The sequence below is a fragment of the Citrobacter sp. Cpo012 genome, assembly GCF_030333015.1.
Classification (GTDB): Bacteria; Pseudomonadota; Gammaproteobacteria; order Enterobacterales; family Enterobacteriaceae; genus Citrobacter; species Citrobacter portucalensis.
On record NZ_JAOWGR010000040.1, the window covers coordinates 26233 to 48164 of the forward strand.

Below are 21932 nucleotides of genomic sequence, written 5' to 3' on the forward strand. Positions count from 1 at the left end.
TATTATGCGTTCTTCCTAACACTCTCTTACAACCGAGAGAAATCATTGAAAAGTGCAAGCCCCATTAACAACACCAGCAAGATAGAGCCAATGCGATAACTAAAGTCTTGAACCCGCTCGGATACCGGACCGCCCTTCAGCTTTTCAATCGCCAGGAACAGCAGATGCCCCCCGTCAAGAACGGGCAACGGAAACAGGTTGATTATCCCTAAGTTCACGCTGATAAGCGCAAGGAACATCAGGTAATAAATAATCCCGAACTCCGCTGACATCCCAGCCCCCTGGGCGATAGAAATCGGCCCACTGAGGTTGTTCAGTTTTACATCACCGGTAATCAATTTTCCCAGCATACTGACCGTCAGCTTCATCAACTGCCACGTTTTATCCGAGGCTTCGAGGATGGCGCTGAATGGCCCATACTGGCGTACAGTCTTATACTCATCAGGCAGAGGAATAACTTTAGGCACCACGCCCGCAAACCCTTCTGCCTTACCGTTAACCTGTTTTGAATCTGGGGTTAACGTTAAAGACAAGGAACTTCCTTGTCTTTCAATATCTAGCGCTAACGGCGTATCCGGATTATCGCGCACCAGCGTCACGAACGTCATCCATTGCGTCAGCGACTGACCATTGACTTTAACGATCCTGTCGCCAGCTTGCAAACCTGCCTTACTTGCAGCGGAGTTAACCTGCACTTCTGACAGTACCGGTTCAATCTGCGGACCACGCGGACGCATGCCCAAACTAGAGACAGGATCCTCTTTGTCTGGCTCAAATGCCCAATGGCGTAAATCCAGCGTTTTGTCCTGTCGCTGGTTACTGCCAAATTGCGCCACGCTGAGGGTCGTATGCTCATCGCCAATTTTGGATACCAGTTGCAATCGCACGGCATCCCAATCAGGGGTTTCGATGCCATCAACCGCTTTTAGTTCCGTACCCGGCTGAATTTGCGCCTGTGCAGCAATCGAGTTGGGTGTTATTTCACCAACAACCGGACGAACGCCAGGGACACCAATGATAAACACCAGCCAATAAGCAAAAATAGCAAAAAGGAAGTTTGCAATCGGACCCGCGGCGATAATGGCAGCACGTTGTCCAACCGTTTTATTGTTGAAGGCGTAATGGCGCAATTCCGGTGCGACCGGTTCAGCGCGCTCATCCAGCATTTTGACGTAACCGCCGAGGGGAATCATGGCGATGACGTATTCCGTACCTGATTTATCGGTACGCCGCCAAAGCGCTTTTCCAAAGCCAATGGAAAAGCGTTCGACGCGGACTCCGCAGCGCCGCGCAACCCAGAAATGACCAAATTCATGCACGGTGATAAGCACACCAAGTGCGATGATGAATGCAGCCAAATTCCAGAGAATACTCAGCATAAGACCATCCGTTAGAGCGTCCTGAACACCAGTAACAACAGGCAGGCAAAGACCGGTACCGCAGCCGTCAGGCTATCAATACGATCCAGAATACCGCCGTGTCCTGGAATTAAGTGACCACTGTCCTTAATACCTGCTTCACGCTTAAACATACTCTCGGTCAGGTCACCCAGCACGGAGGCCAGGGCTGCAACGATGGAGCAAATGAGCAAGGTGACAGGCGCAACTTCAAGATTCGCCCACATGCCATAACCCCATGAGATCACGGCCGCAGTGGCGAGTCCGCCAAAAAAACCCTGCCAGGTTTTTCCAGGAGAAACCTTCGGTGCCAGCTTATGTTTGCCAAACAGCTTACCAAACATATACGCACCAGAGTCCGCTCCCCAAACGAGGATCATGACATACAGCAGCCATAGCGCGCCACTATAATGATTCTCATCATAGTGCCATGCACGTAGCGCCAGCATTCCCCAAAAGAACGGGACAATGGTTAACACGCCGAAAATTATGCGTAATGTTTTGGAATTACGCCAGACCGACGCAGACCCTGGGTAAAACAATACCAGTAACAGCGCTACGACCCACCAGCCCAGCGACGCCCACAGCGATACTTCAACCAGCGGTTGATGGATATCGCGATGGTATTCTGGCAGCAAAAATAGCATCAGTGCCAGCAATAGCCCGCACAAAACCGCCAGCCAGACTCGCTGCGTACGCGTGGTAAAACCGCTTAACTGTCCCCATTCCCAGGCGGCCAACATACAGACGACCAACGTAACAATGGCGAACCCCACCGGCGGCAGCAAAAACAGCGCCGCGATGACAACGGGTATTAAAACAAAAGCAGAAATCAGGCGATACTTCAGCAAAAGCGACCCCCATCAGGCTTTTTCATCACCGGGTTCGGTGCCGCCGAAACGACGCTCACGATTAGCAAAGGCATGCAGCGCACCTTCAAAGTCTTGTTCATCGAAATCGGGCCAGAGAACATCGGTAAAGTAAAGTTCGGCATAGGCAATTTGCCACAACAGAAAATTACTAATTCGGTGCTCTCCCCCAGTCCTTATCACTAAATCCACAGGAGCCAGCTCATGCATACAAATTTGCTGCCCAAGCATCTCTTCATCGATTTGCTCAGGATGCAGCACACCGTCCTGCACCTGTTGCGCCAGTTGCCTGACTCCCTGGACAATATCCCACCGTCCACCGTAATTCGCTGCAATATTCAGCGTCAACCCGGTATTCTGGGCGGTAATCGCTTCTGATTTGCGAATTCGTTCTTGCAAACGTGAGTTAAATCGACTGATATCCCCGATAATACGCAGGCGTACGTTATGGCGATGCAGGTTTTTCACTTCGCTATCAAGTGCCCACACAAACAGTTCCATTAACGCGCTCACTTCCTGCGCAGGTCGGTTCCAGTTCTCACTGCTAAAGGCATACAGCGTTAACGCATCAATACCGTTATTGGCAGCAAAAGAGACAGCCCGGCGGACGGATTTTGCTCCAGCCTTATGCCCAAAGGCGCGAATCTTCCCTTGCTTTTTCGCCCAGCGGCCATTGCCATCCATGATAATTGCGACATGGCGACAACCATGTGCTGGCAAATTTTCGCTTAATGGTTTAGTTGCAGACAACATAACGCGTTATTAGTCCCTGAAAGGATTTACGGTACTCAGGAATACTGAAGCCTATCCACAAAAAAGCCGTGTCAAACCACGGCTTACCCGACCGAAAAAAAGCAAATACCCGCGATCGGGTGGCGCAGACTATATCACTGAAGCCCAACGCTAACAAATAGCACGATTCTCCGTAGAGGGATTATCATCAGCTTGAGAGTCGCATCACTTCTTTTCTGGCGACTTCCCGCGCGATGGCATCGACCTTCAACACGTCGTCAACACTCTGTGGTTCCTGCAAATCCATCTTATCCAGTACAGATAAATTGAGATCGGCAATATCGGTAAATCGGATCTGCTGCGCCAGGAATGCGGCAACGGTAATTTCATTCGCGGCATTGAGTGCGGTCGTCGCCGCCTGACCTTGCTCAAACGCGTCCATCGCCAGTTTCAGGCACGGATAACGCTGGTAATCAGGTGCGGAAAACGTCAACGCACTGAGTTTGCAAAAGTCGACAGGCTTAACACCGGACGTCACACGTTCTGGCCATGCCATCGTATGGGCAATAGGTGTACGCATATCAGGTTCACCCAACTGCGCCAGAACACTACCATCCTGATAACGGACCATCGAATGAATAACCGACTGCGGATGAATCAGCACTTCCATCTGGCTTGCACTGGCATTAAATAACCAACGCGCTTCAATGTATTCCAGACCTTTGTTCATCATGGTGGCGGAATCGACAGAGATTTTTCGTCCCATCGACCAATTCGGATGACGGCATGCCTGATCGGGGGTCATAGAGACCAGATCGCGCAATGGCGTTTCACGGAATGGGCCACCAGACCCGGTAAGCAGAACTGACATGACGCCGTTTTGCTCAAGGTCAGCGTATCCCAGATTGTGTTGGATAGGTTGCGGTAAACTCTGAAAAATCGCGTTATGCTCGCTATCTACCGGCAAAAGCTGCGCTTTGTGGCGTTTCACGTCGTCCATAAACAGACGACCGCAGGTCACCAGAGATTCTTTATTCGCCAGCAAAATGCTTTTGCTCGCACGAATTGCCGCCAGCGTCGGCAGCAAACCCGCTGCGCCGACAATCGCCGCCATGACCTGATCAACATCATCCAGCGCAGCCATATCACAGGCAGCCTGCTGCCCGCTCATCACCTCGGTACGGCTACCCTGTGCCAAAAGAGCAGCTTTTACCTGTGCCGCGCTTTTTTCATCATCCATTACCGCATAGCGAGGCGCAAACTCCAGGCATTGCTCTACCATACGGGCAACATTTTTACCCGCCACCAACGCAGCAACACGAAATTTTTCCGGGTTATGGCGTACTACATCCAGCGTACTGCAACCAATGGAACCGGTTGATCCCAGGATGGTTAATTGCTTCATCGGACATCCAGAAGAATTTTACTCGCCATACTTCAAGTTGCATGTACGTTGGCTTTACTCGGCCTTTGGCGTCACCGCCTTCCTGCAACTTGAATTATTTAGAGTATGTAGACAGAAAAAAGCAAAACGCCGCCATCCAGCCTTCTCAGGCCTTCTAAGCGGCGTTTTTAGCGTACAGGCGAATCAGAACTGCATCAGTTCTGCTTCTTTCTCTGCCAGCGCCGCATCAACTTTCTTGATTGCTGCGTCAGTCAGTTTCTGTACGTCGTCCTGAGAACGGCGATCGTCATCTTCGCTGATCTCTTTTTCTTTCAACAACGCTTTCACTTTGTCGTTTGCATCGCGGCGTACGTTACGTACCGCAACACGCGCGCCTTCAGCTTCACCACGTACGATCTTGGTCAGATCTTTACGACGTTCTTCGGTCAGCGGCGGCAGCGGAACGCGGATGTCAGAGCCCGCAGAGCTTGGATTCAGACCGAGGTCGGAAGCCATGATTGCTTTCTCAACGGCTGGACCCATAGAACGGTCAAATACGTTGATTTTCAGGGTACGGGAATCTTCAACCGTTACGCTTGCCAGCTGGCGCAGCGGAGTCGGCGTGCCGTAATATTCCACGACAATACCATCCAGCAGGCTAGGAGAAGCACGACCCGTGCGAATTTTGCTGATTTGGTTTTTGAACGCTTCGACGCATTTGTCCATGCGTACTTCAGCATCTTTTCTGATATCGTTGATCACGTTACGAATCCTTGAAAGCTTGTTTCAGTCAGACCATACCCGCCACGCAAGATGTGACAAGTATAGTCTTGATTAATTTTGAGGGACGTATCCCGCGACATTAAAGCGGAATATTACCTGCATTTAGCCGCAACGGGAATTATTCCGTGATTAACGTGCCTTCTTTTTCACCCATAACAACACGGCGCAGTGCACCTGGTTTGTTCATGTTAAAGACACGAATCGGTAATTTGTGGTCACGAGCCAGCGTGAACGCGGCAAGATCCATTACTTTCAGCTCTTTATCCAGTACTTCAGTGTAGGTCAACTGTTCGTACATGGTCGCCGTTGGATCTTTAGCCGGGTCGGCAGTAAATACGCCATCGACTTTGGTGGCTTTCAGAACCACATCCGCTTCAATTTCAATACCGCGCAGGCAGGCTGCAGAATCGGTGGTGAAGAACGGATTGCCGGTACCCGCAGACAAAATAACAACGCGGTTGTTACGCAGCAGGCTGATAGCTTCGGCCCAGCTGTAGTTATCACACACGCCGTTCAGAGGAATTGCGGACATCAAGCGAGCGTTCACATAGGCGCGGTGAAGCGCATCGCGCATCGCCAGACCGTTCATTACGGTGGCTAACATGCCCATGTGGTCGCCCACAACGCGGTTCATCCCCGCTTTCGCCAGACCAGCGCCACGGAACAGGTTACCACCACCAATCACTACGCCAACCTGAATACCCAGCTCAACCAGCTCTTTGATTTCCTGAGCCATGCGGTCGAGGATGCTTGCATCAATACCGAAGCCTTCTGAACCTTGCAGAGCTTCGCCACTTAACTTAAGCAGAATACGTTTGTAGACGGGTTTTGCATTGGTAGCCATGTTTCTTTCCTGAGACTGTCAACGAATGAGATGAGTTAATTCCGGCGACATTGTATGTCGCTTTTCAGCATGACCACTATAGCGGTTCGCTGAATTTACAAGCCAGACACAAAAAGAAGCCGCCCTCAGGCGGCTCCTTTAAAAATTAAGACTGCTTGGACATCGCAGCAACTTCTGCTGCAAAGTCAGTCTCAACTTTCTCGATGCCTTCACCCACTTCAAAGCGGATGAAACCAGTTACGTCAGCGTTATGCTCTTTCAGCAGCTGACCAACAGATTTGCTCGGTTCCATGACGAAAGGCTGACCGGTCAGAGAAACTTCGCCGGTGAATTTCTTCATGCGGCCTTCAACCATTTTCTCTGCGATTTCTTTCGGCTTGCCAGACTGCATAGCGATGTCCAGCTGAACCTGGTATTCTTTTTCTACCACTTCAGCGGAAACGTCTTCCGGCTTAACGAATTCTGGTTTGCTTGCAGCAACGTGCATTGCCAGCTGTTTAACCAGTTCTTCGTCAGCGCCAGTTGCAGCAACCAGAACACCGATACGAGCACCGTGCTGGTAGTTACCCAGAACTTCGCCTTCCAGGGAAGCAACGCGACGGATGTTGATGTTCTCACCGATTTTAGCAACCAGAGCAACACGTTCTTCTTCGAACTGTGCTTTCAGAACTTCAACATCAGTGATTTTGCCAGCAACGGCAGCGTCCAGTACTTTGTCAGCAAATGCCTGGAAACCAGCATCTTTAGCAACGAAGTCAGTCTGGCAGTTAACTTCCAGAATGAAAGCGATGTTGCCGTCGATTTTGGTTTTGATTACGCCGTCAGCAGCAACGTTGCCTGCTTTTTTCGCCGCTTTGATTGCACCGGACTTACGCATGTTTTCGATTGCCAGCTCGATGTCGCCATTAGCTTCAGTCAGTGCTTTTTTGCAATCCATCATGCCTGCGCCAGTACGCTCACGCAGCTCTTTTACCAGGGATGCGGTAATTTCAGCCATTCTAAAATCCTCGGAAGATTTGATCTGCCCGGCATGAAACCGCACAGATTTAAAAGTGAAAAAGGGGGCCATATACAGGCCCCCTAACCAAACGTGATACTACCTGGTCTATAAGGGCTCTAACGAGCGTGCCTTATTATTCAGCTTCTACGAAGCTTTCTTCCGCCTGGGAAGCCAGATCCTGAGAACGGCCTTCACGAACGGTAGTAGCTACAGCGCCCAGGTACAGGGTCACAGCACGGATTGCGTCGTCGTTACCCGGGATAACGAAGTCAACACCGTCCGGATCAGAGTTGGTATCAACGATAGCAAATACTGGGATACCCAGGTTGTTTGCTTCTTTGATAGCAATGTGCTCGTGGTCAGCATCGATTACGAACAGAGCGTCCGGCAGACCGCCCATGTCTTTGATACCGCCCAGGCTGTTTTCCAGTTTCTCAAGCTCACGAGTACGCATCAGCGCTTCTTTCTTGGTCAGCTTTTCGAAAGTACCGTCCTGAGACTGAGTTTCCAGATCTTTCAGACGTTTGATGGACTGACGAACGGTTTTCCAGTTAGTCAGCATACCGCCCAGCCAGCGATGGTTCACGAAGAACTGGTCGCAGCTGTTAGCAGCTTCTTTCACCGCTTCGCTTGCAGCGCGTTTAGTACCAACGAAAAGGATTTTACCTTTACGAGCAGAGATCTTGTTCAGTTCAGCCAGAGCTTCGTTGAACATCGGTACAGTTTTCTCAAGGTTGATGATGTGAACTTTGTTACGCGCACCGAAGATGAACGGCTTCATTTTCGGGTTCCAGTAACGGGTCTGGTGACCGAAGTGAACACCAGCCTTGAGCATGTCGCGCATGGAAACAGTTGCCATGATTAAAACCTCTATATATAAAAGTTGGGGTTAAGCCTCCACGCATCCCATATTACCGACCCCAAAGGGCACCCCGGAATATGTGCCGATACGTGTGTGTTGTTACACAAAGTGAGATTTGTCGCTCCCGTCCATCGTGTGTAGTCTTCGAATGGATCGGAAGTCCGGCGCGCTTTATACCACAAATACGCCACCGACACCAATAATTGTTGGCGGTCTGTGCTGAATGAACGATGAATTTCGTGTTACAGGAAGGCGGCAAATTTTTGAATCCCCGGGAGCTTACAACCAGTAAGTGACTGGGGTGAAAAAATGTAGCCAACGCATCTGTGGCACGAAAGGCGAAGTTCAGAATGATTCTCAATTTGGCAGGGTACACCCCAGACTGATACCATTGGCAGCACTTAAACAATTATTGCCGATATCATCGGCACTGATGGACAGAATTTATGGCTATCTCAATCAAGACCCCTGAAGAAATCGAAAAAATGCGCGTCGCTGGCCGCCTGGCCGCTGATGTACTGGAAATGATCGCGCCGTTTGTTAAACCGGGCGTCAGCACCGGCGAGCTGGATCGCCTCTGTAATGACTACATCGTGAATGAGCAGCAGGCTATTTCCGCCTGCCTGGGCTATCACGGCTATCCGAAATCCGTATGTATCTCTATTAATGAAGTCGTGTGCCACGGGATCCCGGACGACGCCAAACTTCTGAAAGACGGCGACATCGTCAACATCGACGTAACCGTGATTAAAGACGAGTACCACGGCGATACCTCCAAGATGTTTATCGTCGGCAAACCTACTATTCTGGGCGAGCGTCTGTGCCGCGTCACACAGGAAAGCCTGTACCTGGCGCTGCGAATGGTAAAACCGGGCATTCGCCTGCGCACGCTGGGCGCTGCGATTCAGAAATACGCGGAAGGCGAAGGTTTCTCTGTTGTTCGTGAATACTGCGGTCACGGTATCGGTCGCGGCTTCCATGAAGAGCCACAGGTTCTGCACTACGATGCAGACGACGGTGGTGTGGTACTGCAGCCGGGCATGACGTTCACCATAGAACCGATGCTGAATGCCGGTGATTACCGCATCCGCACCATGAAAGACGGCTGGACGGTGAAAACCAAAGACCGGAGCTTGTCTGCACAGTACGAGCATACTATTGTAGTGACGGAAAACGGCTGTGAAATTCTGACGTTACGCAAGGATGACACCATCCCGGCGATCATCACACACGGCGAATAATGTTTTGCCTGATGGCGATGCATTCGCATCTTATCAGGCCTACAAATTGTACTACTTAGTAGGCCGGATAAGGCGTTCACGCCATCATCCGGCTTTTTAATGGGTGGCGCATAATGAATACTCTTCCTGAACAGCACGCAAATACTGCCCTCCCCACCCTGCCTGGCCAACCGCAAAACCCAGGGACATGGCCACAGCAAGATCTCAACTGCTCCGGCATTAAAGCGCATATCGACACCTTCCAGAACTGGTTAGGCGAAGCGTTTGACAGTGGAATTTCCGCAGAACAGCTCATTGAGGCCCGCACCGAATTTATTGACCAACTGCTACAGCGTTTGTGGATAGAAGCTGGGTTCGGGCAAATAGCCGATCTGGCGCTGGTTGCCGTTGGTGGCTACGGACGAGGCGAATTGCACCCGCTTTCCGATATTGACCTGCTGATCCTGAGTCGTAAAAAGCTGCCTGATGCGCAGGCCGAGAAAGTCGGTGAGCTGTTAACGCTGCTATGGGACGTGAGGCTGGAGGTTGGGCATAGCGTGCGTACGCTGGAAGAGTGTCTGCTGGAAGGATTGTCAGATTTAACCGTCGCCACCAACCTGATTGAAACACGCTTGCTGATCGGCGATGTGGCGCTGTTTCTGGAGCTGCAAAAGCATATTTTTAGCGAAGGTTTCTGGCCTTCCGACAAGTTTTACGCCGCTAAAGTGGAAGAGCAGAATCAGCGCCACCAGCGCTATCACGGCACCAGCTACAACCTGGAGCCGGACATCAAAAGCAGTCCCGGCGGCCTGCGCGATATCCATACCCTGCAATGGGTGGCGCGTCGCCATTTTGGCGCCACCTCACTGGACGAAATGGTCGGCTTCGGCTTTTTGACACTGGCTGAACGCGCCGAGCTGAATGAATGTTTGCATATCCTGTGGCGGATTCGCTTCGCCCTGCATCTGGTCGTTAGTCGTTACGACAACCGCCTGCTGTTTGACCGCCAGCTCAGCGTGGCGCAAAGGCTAAACTACGGCGGCGAAGGCAACGAGCCTATCGAGCGGATGATGAAAGACTATTTCCGCGTCACCCGACGGGTCAGCGAACTGAATCACATGCTGTTGCAACTGTTCGACGAGGCGATCCTCGCCATGCCCGCCGATGAAAAACCGCGCCCGATTGATGACGACTTCCAACTGCGCGGCACGTTGATCGATCTGCGCAACGACGATCTGTTTATCCGCAAACCAGAAGCGATACTGCGGATGTTTTACATCATGGTGCGTAACAGCGCGATCAGCGGGATTTACTCCACCACGCTGCGCCATTTGCGTCATGCCCGCCGTCATTTAACGCAGCCGCTGTGCTACATCCCGGAAGCGCGATCGCTGTTTCTCAGTATGTTACGCCATCCGGGTGCGGTGAGCCGCGGTCTGCTGCCGATGCATCGCCATAGCGTGTTGTGGGCCTATATGCCGCAATGGTCGCATATAGTCGGCCAAATGCAGTTTGACCTGTTTCATGCCTATACGGTGGATGAACACACCATCCGCGTAATGCTCAAGCTGGAAAGTTTTGCTAACGAAGAGACCCGTCAGCGCCATCCGCTGTGTGTGGATCTATGGCCGCGTCTGCGACAGCCGGAGTTGATTCTGATTGCCGCGCTGTTCCACGATATCGCCAAAGGTCGCGGCGGCGATCACTCGGTGCTCGGCGCTCAGGACGTGCTCAAGTTCGCCGAACTGCACGGCCTGAATTCCCGCGAAACGCAGTTGATCGTGTGGCTGGTGCGCCAGCATTTGCTGATGTCGGTGACCGCTCAGCGCCGCGATATTCAGGATCCCGAAGTAATTAAGCAATTCGCCGAAGAGGTACAAACGGAACACCGTCTGCGCTTTTTGGTGTGTCTGACCGTCGCGGATATTTGCGCCACCAACGAAACGCTGTGGAATAGCTGGAAGCAAAGCCTGCTACGCGAGCTGTACTTCGCAACGGAAAAACAACTCCGTCGTGGCATGCAAAATACGCCGGATATGCGCGAGCGCGTACGCCACCATCAGCTTCAGGCATTGGCGCTACTGCGAATGGACAACATTGATGAAGAAGCGTTGCACCACATCTGGTCACGCTGTCGCGCCAACTACTTCGTGCGTCACAGCCCAAATCAGCTGGCCTGGCATGCGCGCCATCTGCTGCAACACGATCTCAGCAAGCCGCTGATCCTGCTCAGCCCACAGGCCACGCGCGGCGGGACAGAAATTTTCATCTGGAGCCCTGACCGCCCTTACCTGTTTGCCGCCGTCTGCGCTGAACTGGACAGGCGTAATCTTAGCGTCCACGATGCGCAGATTTTCACTACCCGCGATGGGATGGCGATGGATACGTTCATCGTGCTGGAACCGGACGGCAGCCCGCTGTCTTCAGACCGACATGAAGCGATCCGTTTTGGACTGGAACAGGCCATCACGCAGCGCAGTTGGCAGCCACCGCAACCGCGTCGCCAACCGGCAAAATTACGCCACTTTACCGTCGATACTGAAGTTACCTTTTTGCCGACCCATACCGACCGAAAATCATTCCTGGAGCTTATCGCTCTCGACCAGCCCGGCCTGCTGGCGCGGGTCGGGCAGATTTTTGCCGATCTGGGAATTTCGCTGCATGGCGCCCGAATTACAACCATTGGCGAGCGAGTAGAAGATTTATTCATAATCGCCACCGCCGACCGGCGCGCCCTTAATAATGAGCTGCAGCAGGAAGTGCATCAACGGTTGACAGAGGCCCTCAATCCAAACGATAAAGGGTGATGTTTTTATTTATTATGGAAAGAGTTTAACAATGCAGCAGTTACAGAACGTTATTGAGTCCGCTTTCGAGCGCCGTGCCGACATTACTCCGGCAAATGTAGATACCGTAACCCGCGAAGCGGTGAATCAGGTTATTTCTTTACTGGATTCCGGTGCACTGCGCGTCGCAGAGAAGATTGAGGGTCAGTGGGTCACACATCAGTGGCTGAAAAAGGCGGTCCTGCTCTCTTTCCGTATTAACGATAATCAGGTCATCGAAGGTGCGGAAAGCCGTTACTTCGATAAAGTACCGATGAAATTCGCCAACTACGACGAAGCGCGCTTCCAGAAGGAAGGTTTCCGCGTGGTTCCGCCTGCGGCCGTGCGTCAGGGTGCGTTTATCGCCCGTAACACCGTGCTGATGCCATCTTACGTAAACATCGGCGCTTATGTTGATGAAGGTACGATGGTTGATACCTGGGCGACAGTCGGTTCCTGTGCGCAAATCGGTAAAAACGTACACCTGTCCGGCGGCGTTGGCATCGGCGGCGTACTGGAGCCGTTGCAGGCTAACCCAACCATCATCGAAGACAACTGCTTCATCGGCGCACGCTCTGAAGTGGTTGAAGGCGTGATCGTCGAAGAAGGTTCTGTTATCTCCATGGGCGTGTACATCGGTCAGAGCACCCGTATTTACGATCGCGAAACTGGCGAAGTGCATTACGGTCGCGTTCCGGCAGGCTCCGTGGTCGTCTCCGGCAACCTGCCGTCGAAAGATGGTAAATACAGCCTGTACTGCGCGGTGATTGTGAAGAAAGTCGATGCCAAAACGCGTGGCAAAGTGGGAATCAACGAACTGTTGCGCACTATCGACTAACAGCGATTTGAAAAAGCGGGCTTAGCCCGCTTTTTTTACATCTGCGAGTGGCATAAACAAGGCTTTTCGTTAATTATTCAATGGTTATAGTGAGCTTAAGGGTACCGCTATGTATGACAATCTGAAAAGTCTGGGCATTACTAATCCTGAAGAGATCGATCGTTACAGCCTGCGGCAAGAAGCCAACAACGATATCCTGAAAATCTATTTCCAAAAGGATAAAGGCGAGTTTTTTGCCAAGAGCGTGAAGTTCAAATATCCCCGTCAGCGCAAAACGGTGGTAGCTGATGGCATCGGCCAGGGTTACAAAGAAGTGCAGGAGATCAGTCCCAACCTGCGCTATGTGATCGATGAACTGGATCAGATCTGCCAGCGCGATCGCAGCGAAGTCGATCTTAAACGCAAGATCCTTGATGATTTACGTCATCTCGAAAGCGTCGTGACCAACAAGATCAGCGAAATTGAAGCCGATCTGGAAAAACTGACGCGTAAATAACCGCGCGTGAATGTATTCGTAAGCCGGGTAAGGCGAAGCCGCCACCCGGCATTTTGCCTGATAAGCGTAGCGCCATCAGGCAATTAATCAATGCTGTTCATCCAGTTGTAACGCCACATACAGCAGCAGTCTGTCGTCAAAATTCCCCAGATCCAGCCCGGTCAGTTCTGAAATACGATTCAGGCGATATTCCAGCGTATTGCGGTGAATAAACAGTGCCTTTGAGGTGGCCAGCGGCTGGACGTTATGACGAAACCATGCCGCCAATGTCCGACGCAGCAACCCATTGTTATCCATCGCTTTCAGCCTCACCAACGGACGCGCCAGTTCATTGGCCTGCCAGCCACCGCGCAGGCTGTCCAGCAGCACTGGCAACATCAAATCCTGATAGAAATAGCTACGGCTTTCCGGCATCCGCTGTTTACCGACCATCATGGTGGTGCGCGCCGTACGATACGAACGGGCAATGCTACCAGGCCCGGTAAAATAGTTGCCCAGCGACACGCGAAAACGCAGCTGTCCGTTCTCTTTCATGCGGGCAATAAGCTGCTCAACCCGCTTACGATGATCTTCAGCGTCCCAGCGGCCAAACTGATTGAGCGCCGGTTTCAGCACCACCATCTCGGTCAGAGAGACAATCGCAATCAGATTATTACGTTCGGGCGTGGTCAACGCATTCTGCAATTGCTGTAACTCCGCCATCGCACTGTCAACGCCAAGCTGGCCACTATCGACCTCCAACACCGCCACCACGCGTGGCTGGTTCAAATCAATGCCTAAACGCTGGGCCCATTCCATCAGCGCTGGCGTATTCTCTTCCGCCTGAATCAGGTTCATCACCAGCTCTTCACGCAGACGGCTATCCTGCGCTAACAGATGCATCAAGCGCGACTGTTCCAGCATCATTTCGGCGGTCATACATACTAACTCGCCGTATTTGCGCAGATGCTCCGGCTCGCCGGTAAGGCCGATAACGCCAACGATTTCGCCTTCCAGACGTAGAGGCAGGTTTATCCCCTGTCGTACACCGTGCAAGTGACGTGCAACCGCATCGTCGATATCGACCACCCGACCCTGCGAAAGCACCAGCAGCGCGCCTTCGTGCAATTCACCAATACGTTCGCGATCGCCGCTGCCGATTATCCGCCCACGGGCATCCATTACGTTGATATTGGTATCAATGATGCGCATGGTACGCGCCACGATATCCTGCGCCATTTTGGTATCAAGATGCCAACCAGCCATAAACCCCTCCTGTGAGCAGAGCTCAAGCATAGGGAAGATAATAAGCGGCGACATTGTGCAAATGCACAAAGCGAAAGGGAGAAGTATGGAGTTGTGGGAAGTATCACAAAAAGAAACCCCTTCCTGTGCAGGAAGGGGTTGAGGGAGATTACTGCATCAACAGATAGATGGAGCTGTCACCGCGCTGAATGTTCAGCGCCAGTACAGCCGGTTTGCTGTCGAGGATTTTGCGCAGTTCAGCGATGTTTTTCACCGGCTGCTGGTTCGCGCCGATAATCACATCCCCTTTCTTCAGGCCAATCTGTGCAGCCGGAGAATTCGGTTTCACGTCGCTTACCACGACACCTTTGTCCTGGCCTTTGTTGCTCATATCGGCACCTTCGATGCCTTTAAAGATAGAGCTGGAGTCAACCTGAGTCTGGCTGCTCTGCTGCAATTCCAGGTTCACGGTGACCGGCTTACCGTCACGCAACAGACCCAGGGTGATTTTGCTGCCAACCGGCATCGTACCGACCTGCGCACGCAGGGCGGCGAAGCTGCTGATAGGTTTGCCGTTCAGGGAGGTAATCACATCCCCGGCTTTAATCCCCGCTTTCGCTGCGGAAGAGTTCGGCATCACTTGGCTGACGAATGCGCCACGCTGGGCGTCAACTTTCATCGCTTTCGCCAGCTCAGAGCTCAGCTCGGTACCCATAATGCCCAGCTCACCGCGTTTAACCTGGCCAAACTCAACCATCTGCGAGGTCAGGTTTTTCACCATGTTGCTTGGGATCGCAAAACCGATACCGATGTTACCGCCGTCCGGTGCGAGGATCGCGGTGTTAATACCGATCAGCTCACCGTTCAGGTTGACCAGCGCACCACCGGAGTTACCCCGGTTGATCGCAGCATCCGTCTGAATAAAGTTTTCGTAGTTCTCCGCGTTCAGGCCACTACGTCCCAGCGCAGAAACAATACCGGAAGTCACCGTTTCACCAAGGCCAAACGGGTTACCAATTGCCACGGTGTAATCACCCACTCGCAGCGCATCGGAATCTGCCAGCTTAATCGCCGTCAGGTTTTTCGGATCCTGAATTTGGATCAGCGCGATATCGGAGCGCGGATCTTTACCCACGATCTTCGCGTCAAATTTACGACCATCGCTCAACTGAACTTTAATCACCGTGGCGTTATCTACCACGTGGTTATTGGTCACGACATACCCTTTCGCGGCATCAATAATTACGCCGGAACCGAGTGCCATAAATTTCTGCTGCTGGCCGCCGCCATTGTCAGCGCCCGGTGCGCCGCCCTGGCAGAACGGTGAACTCTGGAACGGAGAACCGTCCTGGCAGAACGGTGAATTATCACCGAAGAACTGCTGGAAATTACGCGGCATGCGCGGCGTATTTACCGTCGTGCTCCCCTCGACGTTAATACTTACCACCGATGGCATCACTTTTTCGAGCATCGGGGCCAGGCTTGGCATCTGTTGGGCGGTCATTGCTGAAGACGACGTCTCAGCCGCTGTAGCAGACAGGGGGGACAACGCCAAACCTAAACTCAGAGCCAGTGCACTCATTGCTAATGTGGTTTTTTTCATGTGTTTCGTTCTCGATTAACAGGTAACGCAAAATTGCTGTATACGTCAGAGTCGTTTTATAGCGCTAAGTTCCAGAATTAAGTTTAAGGAAAAAGTAAAATTTTATTGTCCGTCTTTACAAATGAGTATTTATTGTTCTACGGCCATCAAGCGACGATATTCATCCCAGGCATACAAATCTGTCATTCCGCTGATATAATCCTGAATCAGCCGACAGCGATAATAATATTCCAGAACCGAATACTCGGCGCACCCCGTCGATATTTTACTAACCGCCTCAACATACGCAAGACGATGGCGGGTAGACAACTTCTGAAATAAACGGGACTCGATAGGAAAACGTTTTACTCTTTCATTGTCGACCAGTTCAGAAAAATCTGACTGAGACATTTTTAATAACGGCTGATAGATCTCCAGCAACCCGCTGATCACCCGATAGCCCTGTAGTTCCAGTTGTTCAACATCCGGATGGCTAAACACATGTTTTACCGCCACATTTTTATAAACACCCAGTAACTGGCTGAAGCTACTTGCATCTTCTAGCAGCGCATGATTAAAGCTGCCTTCATAAATCTGCGGCAAATTATCAATAAACCGCTGGGCCGCATATGGCACCAGTTTATTCAGCGTATTGACGCGTAAATACATAAAGAACTGATCTTCGGTACTCCGGCTTAATGTATTTGAACGTGACTTCTCCCAGGCGTTCTCAACAACCTGGCTAAACAGGGAACCTTTTTCATGCTGCCCCCACGCCTCATACAGGTGGTGATAAAGTTGCTCGACGCTAAAGATTCTTTTCTCAACGGCATCTTCCAGATCCGCCACGCAATAAGAGATATCATCGGCAGCTTCCATAATCCAGGTTAATGGAAAGCGACTGTAAGGCGCTAATGATAATTCTTTACGCAACCGCTCAATATACGGTTCTTCAGAAAGGTAATAACCCGGCTTCTTCATTAAATAATTGTGTGTTTCGGGTGCACTGCCGCGCCACCACGCTGGACGGGTATATTTTAAAATACCGCCAACCTGCGCCCAGGTAAGGTTCATACGCATCAACGTATGCACAAGGCGAATACCCTGCGCATTGCCTTCAAAATGGCACAGGTCCTGGCGTACCTTACGGCGAATATCATTCAGCGACTCCTCGCCTTCACGCAACCGTAATGCCGCCACCTGGCAACGGTCATCACTTAGGGGCTGACTTTCTGCGTCTGCGGGATACAGCCGCTGGCGGAACCAGTCATTAATCGCCGCTTCCCCAAAATGGCCAAACGGCGGATTACCAATGTCATGCATCAGGCAGGACATTTCGACAATACTCTCAAATGGCCCTGTCAGTTCATCCAGGCCATACAGCTCCAGCAGCTTTAGTTCTTTCAGTCGGCTGAGGATCTCTTTCGCGATATAGCGCCCAACCTGCTGAACTTCCATCGAGTGCGTCAAGCGCGTGCGTACTGCCGCATTACGCTCCAGCGGAAAGACCTGCGTTTTTTGTTGCAGTCGGCGAATGGCCGGTGAATTGATAATACGTCCGCGATCGCTTTCGAAAATACGCAGGATCTCATGCTCAGTCTTCACGCCCTGCGGCGAACGGTAACGACGATGCCAGTTTATTTTTTTTCGGAAATCGATCTGTGCCATGTCCTCTCCCGCCTGAGAAATGCGCTACCCCTTAAGCGCATGATAGACTATGCCCTCAAATCTGGCTTATCGCGAGTAAATCTATGAAAATCGGCATCATTGGTGCAATGGAAGAAGAAGTTACGCTGCTGCGTGACAAAATCGAAAACCGTCAGACCATCGCGCTCGGCGGTTGTGAAATTTACACCGGACAACTGAACGGTACAGAGGTTGCGCTGCTGAAATCGGGTATCGGTAAAGTGGCTGCGGCACTGGGCGCTACGCTGCTGCTTGAACGCTGCAAGCCGGACGCCATCATTAATACCGGTTCTGCGGGTGGCCTGGCCTCTACGCTGAAAGTCGGGGATATCGTAGTTTCTGACGAAGCGCGCTATCACGACGCCGACGTCACTGCCTTTGGCTATGAATTTGGTCAGCTACCGGGATGCCCGGCTGGTTTTAAAGCCGATCCTGCGTTGATTGCTGCCGCAGAGTCTTGCATCGCCGAACTCAATCTGAACGCCGTTCGCGGACTTATCGTCAGCGGCGACGCATTCATTAACGGTTCCGTGGGGCTGGCTAAAATTAAGCATAACTTCCCACAGGCGATTGCCGTTGAGATGGAAGCGACCGCAATTGCGCACGTTTGCCACAACTTTAACGTGCCATTTGTCGTGGTTCGCGCTATCTCTGACGTTGCCGATCAGCAGTCCCATCTCAGCTTTGACGAATTCCTGGTGGTTGCCGCGAAGCAGTCAAGCCTGATGGTTGAAACGCTGGTACAGAAACTGGCGCATGGCTAAATTACTCTCCAGGGCGCTGGTCGCCCTGCTTTTCACTCTCCCGGCGTTCCTTTACGCCGCGCCGCGTGTTGTGACGCTTTCTCCTGCCAATACTGAACTCGCTTTTGCCGCTGGCATTACCCCCGTTGGCGTCAGCAGCTATTCAAACTACCCGCCAGAAGCCAAAAATATTGAGGAAGTCTCAACCTGGCAAGGGATGAATCTTGAACGTATTGTGGCGCTGAAACCTGATTTGGTTGTCGCCTGGCGCGGGGGAAATGCTGAGCGGCAGGTGAATCAACTAACCTCTCTGGGTATTAAGGTCATCTGGGTGGACGCCGTTACCATTGAGCAGGTTGCCGATGCGCTACGCCAATTAGCGGCATGGAGCCCCAAGCCTGAACAAGCTAAACAGGCGGCGCAAACCATGCTTGATGACTATGCTTTACTTAAATCTCAGTATGCCAACAAACCGAAAAAACGCGTGTTTCTCCAGTTTGGTGCCAATCCTCTGTTTACCAGTGGAAAAGGTTCTATTCAGCACGAAGTTCTTGAGGTATGCGGCGGAGAAAACATCTTTGCCGGTAGTCGGGTTCCCTGGCCGCAGGTTAGCCGTGAGCAGGTCCTGGCACGAGCCCCCCAGGCTATTGTTGCCACAGGCGGTCCGGGTGAAACTCTGAAAATTGAGCAATACTGGGGAAACCAGCTAAAAATACCCATTATTACACTTAATAGTGACTGGTTCGAACGCGCGAGCCCGCGTATTATCCTCGCCGCAAAACAACTCTGTAATGCGCTTTCACAGATAAATTAGCGCCTGCCCCCACCAGGTCTGTTGTGAGGATTTAAAAATGCTCGTCTATTGGCTTGATATTGTCGGCACCGCGGTATTTGCAATCTCTGGCGTATTACTGGCCGGAAAATTACGTATGGATCCGTTTGGCGTCCTGGTACTCGGCGTGGTTACCGCCGTTGGTGGTGGTACGATCCGCGATATGGCGCTGGATAATGGACCGGTTTTTTGGGTTAAGGATCCGACCGATCTGGTGGTGGCGATGATCACCAGCATGCTGACGATCCTGTTGGTACGTCAACCAAGACGCATACCGAAATGGATCCTTCCGGTGCTGGATGCCGTTGGTCTGGCTGTGTTCGTGGGTATTGGGGTCAACAAGGCATTTCTCGCAGGAACAGGGCCGCTGGTGGCGATTTGTATGGGGGTGATTACCGGCGTTGGTGGTGGGATCATTCGCGATGTGTTAGCTCGTGAAGTCCCGATGATTTTGCGCACCGAGATCTACGCCACAGCCTGTATTATCGGCGGGATCGTGCATGCGACAGCGTTTTATACCTTTGATGTTTCACTGGAAAACGCCAGTATGATGGGGATGATTGTCACGCTGCTGATTCGGCTTGCCGCCATTCGCTGGCATCTGAAATTGCCGACGTTTGCGCTGGATGATAACGGGCGTTGATATGACGATACAGAACATGTAGGCCGGATAAGGCGTTTACGCCGCTATCCGGCACATTGCCCGGTGGCGCTACGCTTACCGGGCCTACAACATCAGACCATCAGTATTACAGACAGCAATCAGATGCTGAAAGAAGAACCACACCCGCAGGTGCTTTTCGCATTCGGGTTAGTCACAACGAAGCGGGAACCTTCCAGACCTTCAGTATAGTCAACCGCGCCGCCCACCAGATATTGCAGACTCATCGGATCAACGACCAGACCAACACCTTGTTTCTCGATGGTCATATCACCTTCATTGACCTGATCATCAAAGGTGAAACCGTACTGGAAACCGCTGCAACCACCGCCAGTGATATACACGCGTAATTTCAGATTCGGGTTATCTTCGTCAGCGATCAGGCTTTTAACTTTATTGGCTGCTGCTTCAGTAAATTGCAGTGGCAGCGCTACGTCATCACTCATATTTTGCTCCAAACGACATCGGCAATTGGGTAAATTTCAACCCAATATTTTGGGCCATTATCTAATACCCTGGTATTTCGTTCAAGTATTCTCGCCAGCGGCAGTACCCTGGCTTTTTGCCGCCTGCTCCGCTTCCTGTTTTGCCAGCGTACGAGCCAGGATAGTCGAGTATAGCGGCTTTCCGCCCATAAATTGGGCTAATAGTGTTGCGCCAAGACAGGTAATAATCATTGGCAAAATGAGCTGATAGTTATCGGTCATCTCCAGCACCAGTACAATACCCGTTAGCGGCGCACGCACCGAAGCAGCCAACAAAGCCCCCATTCCGGCAATGGCAAAGGTTCCGGCCTCCAGGTGATACTGCGGAAAAGAGGCCGCCGCAGCCATACCGAACGCCGTACCAAGCAACGTCCCCAACGCCAGCATCGGGGCAAAGATCCCACCGGGCGCGCCGGATGAGAAGCACAGCAGCGTGGTGACGACCCGGGTGATAAATATAAACAGCAGTAGACCGACGCTAAAATTGCCTGCTGCGGCAATCGGGATCAGATTAAAACCACCGCCTGCCGCTTCAGGTTGAATTAATCCCAGGATACCGCACAGACCGCCGATCGCGCCGCCCATCAGCACCCATTTTTTAATTTCACCGCCGTGAAAGCGCTGGAACATATCCTGGGTGCGCAACACCATGGTGTTGAACAATGGCCCGACACAGCCAAAAATAAGCCCGAGCACGAGATACAGCCACAGCGTATTCACCGGCGCATTAGACAGTTTCCCGACTTCAATTATCGGGGCTTCACCGTTGAAAACACGAAACACAATGCTCGACATAATAACGCCGGTAAACACGGCTTTGATCGACACGAGGTTATAGCGAAACTGCGGGCGCATCTCTTCAATGATGAACAGGATCCCCGCCAGCGGAGCGTTAAACGCCGCCGAAAGGCCCGCTGCCGCACCGGTAGCCAATAAGGTATGCCGCGCTTCGGCGCTACGCATGCGGAAAATATCCAGCACCATGCGCCCGAGGTTACCGCCAATCTGCACGGTCGGACCTTCACGCCCAAGCACCATGCCAGCACCCAACGTGCCCATGCCGCCGATAAATTTCACCGGCAGGACACGCCACCAACGCACAGGTCGCAGCTCTTCCAGCGCACCTTCAATCTCAGGGATCCCCGAACCACCGGCTTCCGGCGCAAATTTACGCACCAGGAAATAGCCGACCATCGCCAGCAACGCCGAGAGAATAAACGCCAGCGGCCACAGCAGAATGTCATGGTCCGCAACCTGAGCCAGCGTGCCAATGCGCTGATTCTGCACCCAGGTCACCGCTTTCTCAAATGCCACGCCAACAAGCCCTGTCACAGTACCCACTACTGCGGCCATCAACAGGATCGCCAACGGCGTTTTGTCTCGTTCCAGGAGACGACGAATTTGATCCCTGCGGCGTAAACGCACAATTTGCTGTGCTTCAAAAGAGGGAGTGTCTGTCTTCATCAGAT

Annotated in this window: 21 protein-coding genes; 7 read left to right on the forward strand and 14 right to left on the reverse strand. The window is 52.1% G+C overall.

From position 1 onward, the window contains the following. Positions 1–26 precede the first annotated feature (26 nt). The 8 genes from rseP to rpsB all read right to left on the reverse strand — a co-directional run bounded on the left by rseP (position 27) and on the right by rpsB (position 7868). Positions 27–1379 (reverse strand): sigma E protease regulator RseP, encoded by a 1353-nt coding sequence (rseP, locus tag OGX90_RS14680; RefSeq protein ID WP_003829173.1) that lies wholly within the window; start codon positions 1377–1379, stop codon positions 27–29. Between the two features lie 11 nt (positions 1380–1390). Next, complete coding sequence (gene cdsA / locus OGX90_RS14685) at positions 1391–2248, reverse strand: phosphatidate cytidylyltransferase (RefSeq protein ID WP_008786267.1); 858 nt, start codon at positions 2246–2248, stop codon at positions 1391–1393. A gap of 12 nt (positions 2249–2260) precedes the next feature. Then, positions 2261–3019, reverse strand: coding sequence for a (2E,6E)-farnesyl-diphosphate-specific ditrans,polycis-undecaprenyl-diphosphate synthase (gene ispU, locus OGX90_RS14690; RefSeq protein WP_008786266.1), 759 nt, complete (start codon positions 3017–3019; stop codon positions 2261–2263). Between the two features lie 187 nt (positions 3020–3206). Further along, entirely contained in the window at positions 3207–4403 is a 1197-nt protein-coding gene (gene ispC / locus OGX90_RS14695; RefSeq protein ID WP_003829176.1) for a 1-deoxy-D-xylulose-5-phosphate reductoisomerase, read from the reverse strand. A 183-nt stretch (positions 4404–4586) separates the two neighbouring features. Then, a complete protein-coding gene (gene frr / locus OGX90_RS14700; protein WP_003018547.1) occupies positions 4587–5144 on the reverse strand; it encodes a ribosome recycling factor in 558 nt (185 codons plus the stop codon). A gap of 139 nt (positions 5145–5283) precedes the next feature. After that, on the reverse strand, positions 5284–6009 hold the full coding sequence (gene pyrH / locus OGX90_RS14705) for a UMP kinase (RefSeq protein ID WP_003018549.1): 726 nt from the start codon (positions 6007–6009) through the stop codon (positions 5284–5286). 145 nt (positions 6010–6154) lie between these two features. Beyond that, positions 6155–7006, reverse strand: a complete 852-nt coding sequence (gene tsf, locus OGX90_RS14710; protein ID WP_003018551.1) for a translation elongation factor Ts — start codon at positions 7004–7006, stop codon at positions 6155–6157. 136 nt (positions 7007–7142) lie between these two features. Further along, positions 7143–7868 (reverse strand): 30S ribosomal protein S2, encoded by a 726-nt coding sequence (gene rpsB, locus OGX90_RS14715; RefSeq protein WP_003018553.1) that lies wholly within the window; start codon positions 7866–7868, stop codon positions 7143–7145. 449 nt (positions 7869–8317) lie between these two features. On the opposite strand from rpsB, the gene map reads away from it, so the two are divergent. The 4 genes from map to OGX90_RS14735 all read left to right on the forward strand — a co-directional run bounded on the left by map (position 8318) and on the right by OGX90_RS14735 (position 13250). Continuing rightward, the gene (map, locus tag OGX90_RS14720; protein WP_003829182.1) at positions 8318–9112 is read left to right on the forward strand and encodes a type I methionyl aminopeptidase; all 795 of its coding nucleotides are present in this window, start codon (positions 8318–8320) and stop codon (positions 9110–9112) included. A 113-nt stretch (positions 9113–9225) separates the two neighbouring features. Then, positions 9226–11898: a bifunctional uridylyltransferase/uridylyl-removing protein GlnD gene (gene glnD / locus OGX90_RS14725; protein ID WP_003829184.1), complete on the forward strand. Its 2673-nt coding sequence runs from the start codon at positions 9226–9228 to the stop codon at positions 11896–11898. A 31-nt stretch (positions 11899–11929) separates the two neighbouring features. Then, on the forward strand, positions 11930–12754 hold the full coding sequence (gene dapD / locus OGX90_RS14730) for a 2,3,4,5-tetrahydropyridine-2,6-dicarboxylate N-succinyltransferase (RefSeq protein WP_003829186.1): 825 nt from the start codon (positions 11930–11932) through the stop codon (positions 12752–12754). Between the two features lie 109 nt (positions 12755–12863). Then, a complete protein-coding gene (locus tag OGX90_RS14735; RefSeq protein WP_005132126.1) occupies positions 12864–13250 on the forward strand; it encodes a DUF3461 family protein in 387 nt (128 codons plus the stop codon). An 87-nt stretch (positions 13251–13337) separates the two neighbouring features. Here the strand turns inward: OGX90_RS14735 and cdaR are convergent, their stop codons facing one another. From cdaR to dgt, 3 genes are all read right to left on the reverse strand, one after another. Next, a complete protein-coding gene (gene cdaR, locus OGX90_RS14740; RefSeq protein WP_003829189.1) occupies positions 13338–14495 on the reverse strand; it encodes a DNA-binding transcriptional regulator CdaR in 1158 nt (385 codons plus the stop codon). 148 nt (positions 14496–14643) lie between these two features. Beyond that, positions 14644–16077: a serine endoprotease DegP gene (gene degP, locus OGX90_RS14745; RefSeq protein ID WP_003829191.1), complete on the reverse strand. Its 1434-nt coding sequence runs from the start codon at positions 16075–16077 to the stop codon at positions 14644–14646. A 129-nt stretch (positions 16078–16206) separates the two neighbouring features. Then, positions 16207–17724 carry a dGTPase gene (gene dgt, locus OGX90_RS14750; RefSeq protein WP_286624149.1) on the reverse strand — a complete coding sequence of 506 codons (1518 nt, stop codon included), beginning with the start codon at positions 17722–17724 and terminating at the stop codon, positions 16207–16209. 83 nt (positions 17725–17807) lie between these two features. Between dgt and mtnN the strand changes: the two genes are divergently transcribed. From mtnN to OGX90_RS14765, 3 genes are read left to right on the forward strand one after another with little or no spacing between them, the layout of a single operon-like run. Beyond that, complete coding sequence (gene mtnN / locus OGX90_RS14755) at positions 17808–18506, forward strand: 5'-methylthioadenosine/S-adenosylhomocysteine nucleosidase (protein WP_003829195.1); 699 nt, start codon at positions 17808–17810, stop codon at positions 18504–18506. Next, positions 18499–19299, forward strand: coding sequence for a vitamin B12 ABC transporter substrate-binding protein BtuF (gene btuF / locus OGX90_RS14760; protein ID WP_003829197.1), 801 nt, complete (start codon positions 18499–18501; stop codon positions 19297–19299). Before mtnN ends, btuF begins: the two co-directional genes overlap by 8 nt. A 37-nt stretch (positions 19300–19336) precedes the next feature. Continuing rightward, the gene (locus OGX90_RS14765; RefSeq protein ID WP_003829199.1) at positions 19337–19960 is read left to right on the forward strand and encodes a TRIC cation channel family protein; all 624 of its coding nucleotides are present in this window, start codon (positions 19337–19339) and stop codon (positions 19958–19960) included. 119 nt (positions 19961–20079) lie between these two features. Here OGX90_RS14765 and erpA read toward each other — a convergent pair whose 3' ends face one another. Genes erpA through clcA form a run of 3 tightly spaced genes read right to left on the reverse strand, consistent with a single transcriptional unit; the run spans position 20080 to position 21927 of the window. Then, complete coding sequence (gene erpA / locus OGX90_RS14770; protein ID WP_008786260.1) at positions 20080–20424, reverse strand: iron-sulfur cluster insertion protein ErpA; 345 nt, start codon at positions 20422–20424, stop codon at positions 20080–20082. Then, a complete protein-coding gene (gene yadW / locus OGX90_RS14775) occupies positions 20417–20482 on the reverse strand; it encodes a small protein YadW (RefSeq protein WP_122973801.1) in 66 nt (21 codons plus the stop codon). Before yadW ends, erpA begins: the two co-directional genes overlap by 8 nt. 23 nt (positions 20483–20505) lie before the next feature. Continuing rightward, the gene (clcA, locus tag OGX90_RS14780; RefSeq protein WP_008786259.1) at positions 20506–21927 is read right to left on the reverse strand and encodes a H(+)/Cl(-) exchange transporter ClcA; all 1422 of its coding nucleotides are present in this window, start codon (positions 21925–21927) and stop codon (positions 20506–20508) included. Between the last annotated feature and the right edge of the window lie 5 nt (positions 21928–21932).